This is a genomic window from Cohnella yongneupensis, from assembly GCF_042655785.1.
Lineage (GTDB): Bacteria > Bacillota > Bacilli > Paenibacillales > Paenibacillaceae > Cohnella > Cohnella yongneupensis.
Genome location: NZ_JBHSNC010000012.1, coordinates 78,009 through 91,273 on the forward strand (window position 1 = coordinate 78,009; position 13,265 = coordinate 91,273).

Annotated in this window: 12 protein-coding genes; 11 read left to right on the top strand and 1 reads right to left on the bottom strand. The window is 56.3% G+C overall.

Annotated elements, in window-relative coordinates; genetic code table 11:
* Nucleotides 1-9: 9 nt before the first annotated feature.
* Nucleotides 10-2,049 carry a molybdopterin-containing oxidoreductase family protein gene (locus tag ACFPQ4_RS04710; protein WP_378110617.1) on the bottom strand — a complete coding sequence of 680 codons (2,040 nt, stop codon included), beginning with the start codon at nucleotides 2,047-2,049 and terminating at the stop codon, nucleotides 10-12.
* Nucleotides 2,050-2,204: 155 nt separating this feature from the next.
* On the opposite strand from ACFPQ4_RS04710, the gene ACFPQ4_RS04715 reads away from it, so the two are divergent.
* From ACFPQ4_RS04715 to ACFPQ4_RS04765, 11 genes are all read left to right on the top strand, one after another.
* Nucleotides 2,205-3,311: a WD40/YVTN/BNR-like repeat-containing protein gene (locus ACFPQ4_RS04715; RefSeq protein ID WP_378110618.1), complete on the top strand. Its 1,107-nt coding sequence runs from the start codon at nucleotides 2,205-2,207 to the stop codon at nucleotides 3,309-3,311.
* Nucleotides 3,308-3,583, top strand: a complete 276-nt coding sequence (locus tag ACFPQ4_RS04720) for a MoaD/ThiS family protein (RefSeq protein ID WP_378110619.1) — start codon at nucleotides 3,308-3,310, stop codon at nucleotides 3,581-3,583. Before ACFPQ4_RS04715 ends, ACFPQ4_RS04720 begins: the two co-directional genes overlap by 4 nt.
* A 108-nt stretch (nucleotides 3,584-3,691) precedes the next feature.
* Nucleotides 3,692-5,101 carry a hypothetical protein gene (locus ACFPQ4_RS04725; RefSeq protein ID WP_378110620.1) on the top strand — a complete coding sequence of 470 codons (1,410 nt, stop codon included), beginning with the start codon at nucleotides 3,692-3,694 and terminating at the stop codon, nucleotides 5,099-5,101.
* 194 nt (nucleotides 5,102-5,295) lie between these two features.
* The gene (gene ggt / locus ACFPQ4_RS04730) at nucleotides 5,296-6,888 is read left to right on the top strand and encodes a gamma-glutamyltransferase (RefSeq protein ID WP_378110621.1); all 1,593 of its coding nucleotides are present in this window, start codon (nucleotides 5,296-5,298) and stop codon (nucleotides 6,886-6,888) included.
* Nucleotides 6,889-7,818: 930 nt separating this feature from the next.
* Nucleotides 7,819-9,369: an ABC transporter ATP-binding protein gene (locus tag ACFPQ4_RS04735; protein ID WP_378110622.1), complete on the top strand. Its 1,551-nt coding sequence runs from the start codon at nucleotides 7,819-7,821 to the stop codon at nucleotides 9,367-9,369.
* A 1-nt stretch (nucleotide 9,370) separates the two neighbouring features.
* Complete coding sequence (locus ACFPQ4_RS04740; RefSeq protein ID WP_378110623.1) at nucleotides 9,371-10,513, top strand: ABC transporter permease; 1,143 nt, start codon at nucleotides 9,371-9,373, stop codon at nucleotides 10,511-10,513.
* A gap of 2 nt (nucleotides 10,514-10,515) precedes the next feature.
* Nucleotides 10,516-11,445 (top strand): ABC transporter permease, encoded by a 930-nt coding sequence (locus ACFPQ4_RS04745; protein WP_378110624.1) that lies wholly within the window; start codon nucleotides 10,516-10,518, stop codon nucleotides 11,443-11,445.
* Between the two features lie 221 nt (nucleotides 11,446-11,666).
* Entirely contained in the window at nucleotides 11,667-11,867 is a 201-nt protein-coding gene (locus tag ACFPQ4_RS04750) for a cold-shock protein (RefSeq protein ID WP_378110625.1), read from the top strand.
* Nucleotides 11,868-12,086: 219 nt separating this feature from the next.
* The gene (locus tag ACFPQ4_RS04755) at nucleotides 12,087-12,299 is read left to right on the top strand and encodes a cold-shock protein (RefSeq protein WP_378110626.1); all 213 of its coding nucleotides are present in this window, start codon (nucleotides 12,087-12,089) and stop codon (nucleotides 12,297-12,299) included.
* A gap of 629 nt (nucleotides 12,300-12,928) precedes the next feature.
* A complete protein-coding gene (locus tag ACFPQ4_RS04760) occupies nucleotides 12,929-13,081 on the top strand; it encodes a hypothetical protein (RefSeq protein WP_378110669.1) in 153 nt (50 codons plus the stop codon).
* Entirely contained in the window at nucleotides 13,009-13,203 is a 195-nt protein-coding gene (locus tag ACFPQ4_RS04765; protein WP_378110627.1) for a group II intron maturase-specific domain-containing protein, read from the top strand. The genes ACFPQ4_RS04760 and ACFPQ4_RS04765 overlap by 73 nt, the downstream gene beginning before the upstream one ends.
* The last annotated feature ends 62 nt before the right edge of the window (nucleotides 13,204-13,265 follow it).

A 13,265-nucleotide genomic window follows, 5' to 3' on the forward strand; every position in this document is an offset into this window, starting at 1 on the left:
CCCCGCTCCCTACAGCTTCTCCACGTCAACCCGAGTGGAGAAGAACGTCGCGCCGCCGCCCATGTCGGCGAGGCGCTGCGATGTCAGCGTGTTCGCTGCCTGCACGCCGTCGTTGCCGCTTTCCCACCATAGGCCTTGGCAGACGACGACGCCCGGCAAGACGTTGCCGGCGACTTTCGCCGTGATGCGGATTTCGCCGCGTTCGTTCCATACCCGCACCCGGTCGCCATCCGCAATCCCATAAGCCGCGGCGTCGCTGGCGTTCATGTCGAGCAGCGGTTGCTTCTCCAGACGCTTCAGCTTCTCTTGGTTGGCGAACGTCGAGTTGAGGAAGTTGTGGTTAGGACCCGGAATGAACAAGAACGGCAAGCCGTTGTCCTCAAGAATCGGCGAATATTCCGGTACGGGCGGCAAGCCTGCGCGCGCCATCGCTTCCGAGTACAGCTCGATCTTCCCGGACGGTGTAGGCAAGCCGCCTTGTCCCGCCGCCGGACCGACCGGCTTAAGCTTCATCCAGCCGCGTTCCTTAAGTTTCTCGTACGTAACGCCATCCAACGATGGATTGTCCGGGTTATCGAGCGCCTCGCGGATCATCTGTTCCTCGGTAATGTCGAACAGCTCCGATTCGAAGCCCATTCGCAAGCCGAGCTCCTTGAACAACTCGAAGTTCGATTTGCATTCGCCCATCCGCTCGAGGATCGGCTCGTGAAGCTGCACGTACAGATGCCAGTAAGAAGCGAATAAGTCTAGATTCTCAAAATGGCTAGTCGCGGGAAGCACCAAATCCGCGTACAAGCACGTGTCGGTCAAGAACAAGTCGTGCACGACCGTAAACAGGTCGTCGCGCATCATTCCCTCTCTCACGCGGTTCGTATCCGGCGCGACGATAGCCGGATTGCTGTTGTATACGAACATGAAGCGGACGGCAGGGTCTGCTTCGGTGAGCGCTTCGCCGAGCCGGTTCATGTTGATCATGCGAACGTTAGGGTCCGGCAGCAAGTCCGGACGTTCGACGCGATCGGCGTTGAACGCCGCGTAACCGCCGTTGCCCTTGATCGCCCCGCCGCCTTGGACGGCCCATTGGCCGGTTAGCGCGGGCAAGCAAGCGATGGCGCGAATCGCCATGCCGCCGTTATCGTGGTGCTGCAGGCCGTTGCCGATCCGAATGAAGGAGGGGGTGCCCGCCGCATACCGGCGCGCCAAATCGACGATCTGCTCCGCGGGTATGCCTGTTATGCCTGCGACGACTTCCGGTGGGTATTCCTCCGCTTTAGCCATGAGATCCTCGTACCCGACAGTGTATTCAGCCAGATACTTTTCGTCGGTTAAGCCTTCTTTTATGAGTACATGCATAAGTCCCATAGCCAGCGCGGTATCGGTGCCCGGCAAAATCGGGATGAACTCGTCCGCCCACGTCGACGTCCGATTCCGGTGAACGTCGATATGAATGATTTTCGCTCCGCGTTTGCGCGCTTCGGTTAAATACATCACTTGGTGCATGTTCGTGGATACGAGGTTACAGCCCCAGATCAGCACGAATTTCGAATGGATCGTATCCTCCGGATCGATGCCGTAGCTTCCGCCCATCGTGTATCGGTAGCCTACCGTTCCGGCCGCGCTGCAGATCGCCCGATCGAGCCGGCTTGCGCCGAGCCGATGGAAGAACCTCCGGTCAATCCCTTCGGCGCTCAAAATCCCCATGTTCCCATAGAAGCTGTAAGGAAGAATCGCTTCCGCCCCATGCTCGCTTATCGTATGTTGCATGCGACTTACGATTTCCTCGAAAGCTTCGTCCCAGCTAATGCGCTCGAACGAATGGGTGCCTTTCGGACCGGTTCTGCGCATCGGATACAATACCCTGTCCGGATGATTGACCCGATCTGGTAAATTGCGAACTTTGTTGCAAATCGCGCCTTGCGTCGCAGGGTGATCGGGGTTGCCGCCGACGGATACGACGCGTCCTTCCTCTATCGTCACATGCAAGCTGCACGTGTCCGGACAATCGAAAGGACATACGGACCGGGCGGTGCGGGTTTCTGTTTGTTGCATGAGAATGATCTCACTCCTCTATGTGCGTCTCATGATGTCGTCTCTCTAATGCGTATGAATTAATTATACAACAATCGGGGCAAGCGGGTGGGCAGGAAAACACTTACAAAATGACGAATCTTTTGGATGGAATCTCCAATAAGGAGGGTATTCGATTGGGCAAACAAGTCAAAGTGTTAGTCGGAACGAATAAGGGCATATTTATTTATTCCTCGAACGAGGAAAGGCGCAATTGGAGCTTGAGCGGTCCGTTCTTGAACGGGTGGGAAGCTTATAGCGTACTAGGAGACAGCCGCCACGGCCATGCGCTGTTCGCGGGCACGTCGCATGCGGCTTACGGAGCATCGATCCGAGTCAGCTACGATTTCGGGGAGACGTGGACGCAGATCGAGGACGGTCCGAGATATTCGGAGGAAAGCGGATTTTCGCTAAATCGGATCTGGCAGCTTGTCCAAGGCGCGCCTTCGCAGCCGGACACATTGTACGCAGGAGCGGAAGAAGCGGGATTGTTCGTCAGCCGAGACCGAGGCATCACTTGGCGGGAATTGAGCGGATTGACGAGCCATCCGACCCGTCCGGGCTGGTTCCCGGGCGCCGGAGGCATGTGCTTGCATACGATATTGATTCATCCGACCCGTCCTGAAAGAATGTGGGTGGCTATGTCTTCCGTAGGCGTGTTCCGCTCGGACGACGGTGGCGAAACGTGGCGGACGAGCAATGCCGGCCTTGCTCGCGTGCCGACGGGGCAGCCTTACGAAGAGATCGGTTATTGTATTCACAAAATGGCGGCGGACCCCGATAATCCGGACATCCTGTATATGCAAGAGCATTGCGGGGTGTTTATGTCCAAGGACGGCGGGGATAACTGGTTCCCGATCGAAGAAGGGCTCACGATGAAAGAAGGCGACGAGCCGTTCGGCTTCCCGTTCGTCGTCGCGCCTACCGGAGATCTGTTCATCATCCCGCTCGAAAGCTCCGAGAAGCGTTCGATGAAAGACGGCCGATTGCTCGTGTTCCGCCGTCACCGCGACGAATCCGAATGGCAGCCGATCGGCGACGTCGTTCCCGAAGAGCAACGCCACGTCAACGTGCTGCGGGATGCGATGGACGTCGATTCGCTAGATCCATACGGCGTGTATTTCGGCACGACCTCGGGTGAAATCTATTGCTCGACCGATCGGGGCGTAAAGTGGCAGCGGCTGCCTGGGCAGCTATCCCGTATTTTGTGCGTGAAAACATGGATTATCGAGGATGAAGCATGATTATAGAGGCAACCGTGCCCGGCTTGCTTACGGATTGCACGAATGGACGGGCTCGATTCGCGATCGAAGCCGATACGCTGCAAGGGGCGATAGACCGGTTGTTCTCCGACTATCCGCTATTGAAGCGCCACGTCTATACGGAGACCGGCGGCGTGCGCAAGCACGTCATGCTCTGTTATAACGACCGGAATGTCGCATGGCTCGACCAGTTGGATATCCCGTTACGCGAGGGCGACATGCTGCATGTGATGCAGCTCGTGTCCGGGGGATAACGCCGGGAGGCGACGCTGAACCGGCGCGAACGAAGTCTAATACGTACGAACGCCTATCCACTCGAAGGCATACAATGTATGACTTCCACGAGTGAGAGGGTGGTTCAGGTGGATATCCAATTGACTTCGCTTCATTGGGTATACCTGGCGTTCATCGTGTTCATTTTGGCGCTGCTGGTTCGGCGCCGCGACACGACATTGATCTGCGTCGTCGGCATATTCACGATCGGCGTGATCGCTACGGAGACGCTTAGTGGCTCCGTGTCGGGTATTTTCAACAGCTTTATCTACGCGACCAAGGAATTGCTCGGGACGATCTTCATCATTTCGATCATCGTCGCCATGAGCAGAGTGCTCATTATTACCGGCATTAACGAAATGATGGTCGCCCCGCTGACGCGTTTCATGAGAACGCCTACAATGGCGTTCTGGGGCATTGGATTGATCATGCTCGTCACGTCGCTGTTCTTCTGGCCCTCGCCGGGAGTCGCGCTCATCGGCGCGGTGCTGCTCCCCGTAGCCGCAAGGGTCGGTTTGCCGGCGCTCGGGGCGGCGATGGCGATGAACCTGTTCGGGCACGGGATCGCGCTTTCCGGCGACTATATTATTCAAGGCGCCCCCAAGCTGACGGCTGACGCGGCGGGCTTGCCCGTCTCGCGAGTCATGGAAGCGAGCGTGCCGCTAGTCATCGTCATGGGGCTTGTCACTACGGTGTTGGCGTTCTGGTTCATGCGGCGGGATATGAAGCGCGGCACTTGGCGAGACGGACTGGTCGCCGCCGACCGCGGCACGTCGGATATCGGCGGTTCATCGTCTGGCATCGCGGTCGTTTTGTCCGCAAGCTTGAAAAAAACGCTCGCCATCGCGATAGGCCTGGCGTTCATCGCGGACGTTATCGCCATGTTCGCTCTTGACCTGCAAGGCGGAGACGCAACAGCGTTGATCGGCGGTACCGCGGTTATTATTTTGATGATCGTCACGCTCATTGCGCACCGGAACAAAGGCTTGGAAGAGACGACTTCGTATTTGATCGAAGGGTTCCAATTCGGATTCCGGGTGTTCGGACCGGTCATTCCGATCGCCGCTTTCTTCTATTTAGGCGATGCTGCGTTCGGCGAGATTTTCGCCAAAGGATTAGCGGAAGGCTCGCACGGTATCGTTAACGACCTTGGTGTCGCGTTCGCAAACAGCGTACCGGTGAACAACGGCGTTGCCGCGGCGACGCTTACCGTAACCGGTGCGATAACAGGTCTCGACGGTTCCGGCTTCTCCGGTATTTCGCTGGTCGGACCGATCGCCCACATGTTCGCCGTCGCGATCCATAGCGGCGCGGCGACGCTGACGGCGCTCGGACAGGTGGCCGCGATCTGGGTGGGCGGCGGCACGCTGATCCCGTGGGCGCTCATACCCGCAGCCGCGATTTGCGGCGTCAGCCCGTTCGAGCTCGCTCGGCGTAACCTGAAGCCTGTATTGATCGGTCTTGCGGTAACGACGATCGTCGCGATGTTCCTGGTTTGATTATGTGATCCCGTAAGGAAACTGCTTATCGCGGTTTGCCTTGCGGGATTTTTTGTGCGGAATGACCGAGGCGAAATCCGTTTGTTAGCCGAAGTGACAAAAGAGGCTAACATCGCTATGCCGTGCAAAGACGCGTAGTTAAAATGGGGACTAAATCGATATAACGATCGGTAGTCCGATCTAGGGAGAGGGGGATGAAGCACATGGTACCGCCTGCAACCAAAGCGATGGTCGCTTCGCCCCATACGATAGCCACCGAAGTCGGGGCAAGCATTCTTAAGCGAGGCGGCAACGCCTTCGATGCCGCCGTAGCGGTAAGCGCCGCGCTCGGCGTCGTCTATCCGCACATGACGGGCGTAGGCGGAGACGCGTTCTTCATGTTGTACAATGCCGGGAAAGGCGAGCTGACAGGGTATAACGGTAGCGGTCGTTCCGGCGCCCGAGCGAGCACGGAATTTTACGCGGAGCGGGGACTGTCGTCCATTCCGGCGCGAGGAGCGCTAAGCGCCGTTACCGCACCGGGCATGGTGGATGCTTGGTGGGAAGTATGGTCGGCTGGCGGCAAGCTTCCATGGGCTGAGCTGTTGCAGCCGGCGATAGCGTACGCGGAGAATGGGTTTCCGATCTCGCGGAGTTTACAGGAATGGCTATGCCGGGATGAACGCTATATTCGGGCATGCTCAGTGCTGTCGGACATTTATTTACCCGGAGGGCTGGTGCTGGCGGAAGGGGAGCCGTTGGTGCAGCGCGAGCTTGCGCGGACGCTTCGGGAATTACAAGCGGGAGGACGAGAAGCTTTCTATTGCGGATCGTTGACCAAGCGCATCGTGGACGGCATTCGGGCGGACGGGGGAGTATTGGCGCTCGAAGATTTCGTAATGCACGTTGGACAGTGGGTGGATCCGATCAAGACCTCATATCGCGGATATGAAATCTTCGAGATGCCGCCCAATTCTCAAGGATTTACGGCGCTCATGATGATGAAGATGTTAGAGCGGTTCGGCGTGAAGGCGATTCCGAGGCACTCGGCGGAATTCTACCATTTGATGGTCGAGGCGACGAAGCTTGCGTTCCAGGATCGCGACCGGTATTTGACCGACCCGGATTTTTCCGCGATTCCGCTGGAACGACTGCTGTCGCTGTCGTATTTAGATGAACTGGCTGGAAGAATTTCCATGGAACGGGCCGGCCCCAGCGATCTGTCGTCCATGGGTCAGGATACGGCTTATGCGGCGGTCGTAGACGAAGAAGGCAATTGCGCTTCATTCATCCAAAGCCTGTACTACGACTTCGGTTCGTGCTATATGCCGGCGGATACGGGAATCATCCTCCAAAATCGCGGCTCCTATTTCTCGCTCGATCCTAGTCATGTAAATTGTCTGCAGCCGGGCAAACGCACCTTCCATACGCTCATGCCTGCTATGATCATGCGGGACGGATTGCCGTACGCCTTGCTCGGAACGCAAGGCGGCGAAGGGCAGCCGCAGACGCAATTGTCGCTCATGACGGGCATTCTGGATTACGATTATACGATCGAAGAAGCGATAAGCCTGCCGAGGTGGGTGTACGGGAGGACGTGGGGGCAGGATAGCGACAGTTTGAAAATAGAGGGCCGTGTCTCGGAGGCGGAAGTGGCGTCATTGCGGGAACGAGGACATAAAGTCGATGTGCTGCTGCCTTGGGACGGAGCCATGGGGCAGGCGCAAGGCATCGTGATCGACAGAGCACGCGGCTGCCTGCACGGCGCCGCCGATCCGCGAGGCGACGGCAGCGCGATGGGGTGGTGAGTGATTTCGCTAGTGGTAATTCGGCGGCTGAACGGTCTCCTAGATCGTTGAATCACCACAATCCCGCCATCACTCGCTCTAGCGTTGCCACACGAGGATACATCCCCACAATCCCGCCATCGCTCGTTCTAGCGTTGCCACACGAGGTTACATCCCCACAATCCCGCCATCGCTCGCTCTAGCGTTGCCACACGAGGTTACATCCCCACAATCCCGCCATCACTCGCTCTAGCGTTGCCACACGAGGTTGCAGCGCCGAAACTCCACCATCGCTCGCTCTAGCGTTGCCACACGAGGTTACATCCCCACAATCCCGCCACCACTCGCTCTAGCGTTGCCACACGAGGTTGCAGCGCCGAAACTCCGCCACCGCTCGCTCTAACGTTGCCACACGAGGTTGCAGCGCCGAAACTCCACCATCGCTCGCTCTAGCGTTGCCACACGAGGTTACATCGACGAAACTCCACCATCGCTCGCTCTAGCGTTGCCACACGAGGATACATCCCCACAATCCCGCCATCACTCGCTCTAGCGTTGCCACACGAGGTTACATCGACGAAACTCCGCCATCGCTCGCTCTAGCGTTGCCACACGAGGTTGCATCCCCACAATTCCGCCATCGCACACCTTCAACGATCTCCCAGAGCGTTGAGTGTGTGCACCAGCGTCACTTCAACAGCTGAAAGGTCTCCCAGACCGTCGTAGCACCATCCCACCCCATCCCATCCCATCCCACCTCATCCATAGGTGCAATGAATTTGTTAATTAAACTAACACAAACTATTGTTAACGTTGCACAAATCCGCCATTCCGCTTTATCTTGCGTTACAATATCTTACATATTGGATTGTTGAGTGCATGCGGGGGTCATATAATAGGAGCAACGACATGGTGATTAAGCGTTTGCCGATGGAATGGGAGTGAGGCGTCATGCTGAGCGAAGAGGATGCCGAGGTTTACGCGGTGGAAATGAAAGGGATCGCGAAGCGGTTCGGCAGCGTAATGGCGACGGACGGCGTTGATTTTGCGGTGCGCCAAGGCGAAATCCACGCGTTGCTCGGGGAGAATGGCGCAGGCAAAAGCACGCTGATGAGCGTGCTGTTCGGCCTATACAAGCCTGACGCCGGCGAAGTGCTTATCCACGGCAAACCGGTGAAGCTGCGTTCGCCGCATGACGCGGGGGTGGCCGGCATCGGCATGGTACACCAGAGCTTCCGGCTTGTCCAATCGTTAACCGCGATGGAAAATATCGTCCTCGGCGAATCGGCGGGGCTATGGCGCGGCTCCAAATGGAGAAAGCGAAAGCAAGCGGAAATCGAGGCGTTGGCGGAGCGATTCGGTTTGCGTTTTCCGGTAGATCGTCCGATCTGGCAGTTGTCCGTAGGCGAGCAACAGCGGGTAGAAATCGTTAAAACGCTATATCGGCATTCGGACATTATCGTACTCGACGAACCGACGGCGGTGCTTACGCCGAATGAGGCGGACGACCTCTACGAGACGCTCCGGCAACTGCGCGCGAGCGGCAAGACGGTCATCGTGACGACGCACAAGCTCAAGGAAGTGATGGCGGCGTGCGATACGATTTCGATTATGCGCAAAGGAAAAATGATCGCTTCGATGAAGCGGGAAGCGACGAACGAGAAGGAGCTAGCGCGGTTGTTGATGGGTAGGGAACCGCTGGCTTCCGTTCCGGTGGAGCGAAGCGCTCCGGGTAAACGGCTGCTGCGGGTGGAGCGGGTCGAGGCGAAGGGCGACCATGGCGAGTTGGCGCTGAACAGTATCGATCTGGAAGTGTGCAGGGGCGAGATCGTCGGCGTAGCCGGGGTGGCCGGCAATGGGCAGAAGGAACTGGCCGAGGTGATTACCGGTATGCGTCCTGCCTTGCGCGGCAGTCTTATTTTTAATGAAGAAACCGTTCGTCGACCGACGATCCGGGATATGATTCGGCGGGGGATTGCCCACGTGCCGGAAAATCGGATGCGCATCGGTATGGCCGGCAGTCTAAACGTGACGGACAATTTACTCATGAAATCTTATGGATCTCCGGAGCGCCGCAAGTTCGGGTTTCTGCGCAGGCAAGCGAATCGCGATTGGGCGGAGCGATTGGTCGAAGCGTTCAACGTAGATATGCCTTCCGTCGATGCTTCGGTGAGGCAGTTGTCCGGCGGTAATCAGCAGAAGCTGCTGCTCGCCAGGGAAATCGACAGCAGCCCTGATTTGCTGTTGGCGGTCCATCCGACGCAGGGGCTCGACGTCGGGGCGTCGGAGGTCGTCCATCAGTTGCTGATGGGTCTGCGCAATCGCGGCGGCGCCGTGTTGCTCATCTCCGAGGATCTAGATGAAGTGCTTAAATTGTCCGACCGCGTGCTCGTCTTGTACAACGGTGCGATCAACGGAGAATTCATTCCGCAGCATGCGCGCAAAGAGCAGATCGGCTTGTGCATGACGGGGATGAACGAGAGCAGAGAGGCGGCGGTGTAAAATGGGCAAATCAATCGCGCTGCCCGGCGGGCGCTGGCGCGTCTCGATCGTCAAAGAAGCGACGGCAACGCGGATGAAGTGGTGGATTCCGATATTGTCGGTCGCGTGCGCGCTCGTATTTTGCGGTATTTTCATCGCGTTGAACGGCAAAAGTCCGATGCTCGTCTACGGCAAAATGTTCGATGGCGCCTTCGGTTCGACTTACGGCTTCGGAGAAACGCTCGTCAAAGCCGTTCCGCTTCTTCTCTGCGGACTCGGCGTCTCGATCGCCTACCGCATCTCGGTATGGAATATCGGCGCGGAAGGGCAGTTGATCGTCGGGGCTATTGCAGCAACGGCGGTGACGATTTACTGGCCCGATCTCCCGCGGCTCGTAGCGTTGCCGCTCATGGTCGTGCTCGGTTTCGCTGCCGGCGCGATCTGGGGGTTGTTCACGGCGATTCCGCGCACGTATTTTCAAGTAAACGAGCTCATTACGTCGCTCATGCTCAATTACGTGGCATTATTGCTCCTTGATTACCTCGTATTCGAGCCTTGGAAAGATCCGAAAGGGTTCAACTTCCCGGGCACGCCGATTTTCGACATCGCGCAATCGCTGCCGTCCCTTGGTAGCGGTCGGTTGCATATCGGGCTGTTGTTCGCCTTGTTCGCCGTCGTCCTGTATGCCGTATTCACTAAATATTCGAGTTGGGGCTATGAACTGCGTTTACTGTCCGCCAATCCGGTCGCTGCTAGGTACGCGGGGATGAACATCAATAAGCAGATCATCGTCGTTATGCTCATTAGCGGCGGTCTGTCCGGTTTGGCGGGCATGGTGGAGGTGTCGGGGGTGACTCATCGTCTCATGCAAGGGATATCTCCCGGGTATGGATATACCGCGATCATCGTCGCGTGGCTTGCGAAGTTGAACCCGTGGGGGCTGATCCTGTCCTCGGTCCTATGCGGGGCGGTCATCGTGGGCGGATATAGCGTACAGCTGATCGGTCTGCCTTCTTCGATGTCGCTAATGATTCAAGGCTCGATCCTGTTCTTTTTGATCGGCGGAGAAGCGTTGAGCAAATATTCGGTGGCGTGGTCGAAAACCGAGAGTGCCGAGGTCGGCGCGGGCGCCCAAGCTAATGCGAACGTGAACGGAGGCGCGTGATCATGGAATATACGATTACGCTCGTCATCGCGGCGATCGGCGCGGGTACGCCGCTGCTGCTCGCGACGCTCGGAGGTATTTTGTCGGAGCGATCCGGCGTCATTAATCTGGGAATCGAAGGCATGATGCTGATCGGCGCGGTCATGGCTTACGTCGTCAGTCTGACGACGGGCAGCTTAGGGCTTTCCGTTCTCGTGGCTATGCTTGCCGCGGGAGCGCTTGGCGGGTTGCTTGCCTTTCTGAGTATAGCGCTTAGAGCGAACCAGATCGTGGCGGGACTCGGCATTACGTTGTTCGCGACCGGGTTGAGCAGTTATTTGGGCAAACCGTACGGCGGGCAACAGACGGCGAATTGTATCCCGACGATCGACCTCGACTGGCTTGAGCCGGTCCCGTTCCTCGGGCGCGTCCTCGCCCATCAGAACGTGCTCGTGTGGATGAGCTTCATCATGGTTGCGGCGCTGCACGTTTATATTTTCCGAACCCCGTGGGGGCTCAAGCTTCGTTCGGTCGGCGACAGTCCTTCTACCTCCGACGCGGCGGGCATTAGTGTTTACCGCTATCAATATGCCCACGTCATCGCCGGGTCGATGCTTTGCGGATTGGCTGGGGCGTCGCTCATCCTCGTCTACACGCCGAGCTGGAATGACGGAATGACGGCGGGCAGAGGGTGGATCGCGGTGGCGCTCATTATTTTTGCCAGGTGGAATCCGTTCAGAGCGCTCGTGTGCGCGTATTTGTTCGGCATGTTCGAAGCGCTAGGTTTCCGCGTTCAGTTGCTTGATGTGTCGATACCCTCCTATTTCCTGAAAATGATGCCTTACGTGACGACCATTCTCGTCCTCATGTACGTAGGGTGGCGCAATCGCAATCAGCCTGCCGGCCAACCGGAATCGCTCGGGTTGCCGTACGTGCGAGAGCAACGAGTGTGACTGTTCGTTGCGGCAGAAGGGGGGAGGGTTCATCCTCGTCAGGAAATTTTTGAAATGATTTGCTTTTCGGGCCGGAACCTGTTAAGATTAAGCCTATCGAAATCGTGACCTGAATTCACTACATGGATGGGTTATGTTTTGGAATAACCCGTCATGGCGTGGATTTTTTATTCGTATGAATAAAAAAGTTCATGAGGCATTTGAGGTTGGAGGTGAAATAAATGCAACAAGGTACAGTTAAATGGTTTAACGCAGACAAAGGCTTCGGTTTCATCGAAGTTGAAGGCGGTAACGATGTGTTCGTGCACTTCAGCGCGATCCAAGGTGACGGCTTCAAAACGTTGGACGAAGGCCAACGCGTTCAATTCAACGTGGTACAAGGCAACCGCGGACCACAAGCGGAGAACGTAGTTAAGCTGTAAGCCATATGAAATGGTCCTTGGCGAATTCATTCGCCAAGGGCTTTTTATTTTGCGCGAGTACGCTGTTTGAACTCATTAAAGTGCATCCGGGGGCGCAGGCGCAGAGGGCGCCTTTTTTTCACATAGATGGCCAAACTTTGTTTGAAAGGTATCTAAATCCGGCTAAGTCGCGTATACTTGGATATGCTAAAAGCGATAGGAACCAAAGGGGGTTCGTCCATGTACTCTCGGAAAAAAACGTTCGAGGAAATCCCTGAAGAAATGACCGCGATTTGGTCTTGCGAGAGCGAAGGTTGCAACGGGTGGATGCGCGACAATTTCTCGCTCGACGCGATTCCGACCTGTCACCTGTGCAATACGCCTATGGTAAGCGGCATGAAGATGTTGCCTGCGCTCACCAATACGAGCAGAAATCATAGGTCGATGCGTTAATCGTCGGCGCACGAAGTGGAATAGAAGAAAAGCATGAAGAACGCTTGCTCCGTAATGGAGTAAGCGTTCTTTTTGTGCGCCCAGCATGGGCGCTATCTCTAGGGTTCAAGTCCCGAATGGTGAAGGCAGTAGTAGCCATTAGCTTAAGACAAGGGTGTCGATCGCGAGGTCGAATCTGAAGGAAGTCAGCGGCAAATCTCCGGCCCGAGGAACACGAAACTCATACAAGGCTAACGTTCGTTGGATGAGGCTGCAATACAAGTCAAAGTCCTTACTGCCGAAGGCGAATGGAAGTAAATGAGGCGGGTAGTTGGAGAGGAAGATAGCGCTCTTACCTGGGGAGATCTGTACGGAACGCGGAGTAACTCCGTAACTCTGCTTGCGAAAGCAGACTGAACGTACAGAAGTCAGCAGAAGCCATAGTACGCAAGGTGTTGCAACACCTTGCGGAAGGGCTGAACATGAAGTAGGTATTTGTACGTCAAGGTGTTCAGGGAGAGCGATGAAAGCAGAAAATCCGAAAGGACCTGACCGAAGAAGGAAGCGGTGAATCCGCGTGGGGCTTTGGCAGGGCGGAACTTATCTCTGGCACAAGAGGAAGGTACAAGTCACGTAAGGAGTTGTAGAAAATGTTGGAGCAGTTGCTGTCACGGGAAAATCTTCTGGAAGCCTTAAAGCTTGTCGAAGCCCGCCAAGTACCTTTAAGGACATGGACAAGTGGATTCGAGGAAGGCTACGCATGTGCCTTTGGAAACAATGGAAGAAGCCTAAAACCAAAGTAAAAAGGCTATTATCCCTAGGAATTCCTAAAGTTAAAGCCTTTGAATGGGGCAATACCCGTAAAGGGTATTGGCGATCTGCAGGAAGTCCGATTCTAAAGCGAGCATTGAACAACCAGCATTGAGAGTCCAATGGGTTAAAGAGCATAATGGACAGATACAACTCATTACGGAATATTTCGTGAAC

What these genes read in the sequence shown, in the direction of transcription:
- ACFPQ4_RS04740 (WP_378110623.1), top strand. Translation starts at nt 9,371, where the DNA reads ATGGGCAAATCAATCGCGCTGCCCGGCGGGCGCTGGCGCGTCTCGATC.
- ACFPQ4_RS04710 (WP_378110617.1), bottom strand. Translation starts at nt 2,049, where the DNA reads ATGCAACAAACAGAAACCCGCACCGCCCGGTCCGTATGTCCTTTCGAT.
- ACFPQ4_RS04760 (WP_378110669.1), top strand. Translation starts at nt 12,929, where the DNA reads ATGTTGGAGCAGTTGCTGTCACGGGAAAATCTTCTGGAAGCCTTAAAG.
- ACFPQ4_RS04755 (WP_378110626.1), top strand. Translation starts at nt 12,087, where the DNA reads ATGTACTCTCGGAAAAAAACGTTCGAGGAAATCCCTGAAGAAATGACC.
- ggt (WP_378110621.1), top strand. Translation starts at nt 5,296, where the DNA reads ATGAAGCACATGGTACCGCCTGCAACCAAAGCGATGGTCGCTTCGCCC.
- ACFPQ4_RS04720 (WP_378110619.1), top strand. Translation starts at nt 3,308, where the DNA reads ATGATTATAGAGGCAACCGTGCCCGGCTTGCTTACGGATTGCACGAAT.
- ACFPQ4_RS04765 (WP_378110627.1), top strand. Translation starts at nt 13,009, where the DNA reads ATGGACAAGTGGATTCGAGGAAGGCTACGCATGTGCCTTTGGAAACAA.
- ACFPQ4_RS04745 (WP_378110624.1), top strand. Translation starts at nt 10,516, where the DNA reads ATGGAATATACGATTACGCTCGTCATCGCGGCGATCGGCGCGGGTACG.
- ACFPQ4_RS04735 (WP_378110622.1), top strand. Translation starts at nt 7,819, where the DNA reads ATGCTGAGCGAAGAGGATGCCGAGGTTTACGCGGTGGAAATGAAAGGG.
- ACFPQ4_RS04750 (WP_378110625.1), top strand. Translation starts at nt 11,667, where the DNA reads ATGCAACAAGGTACAGTTAAATGGTTTAACGCAGACAAAGGCTTCGGT.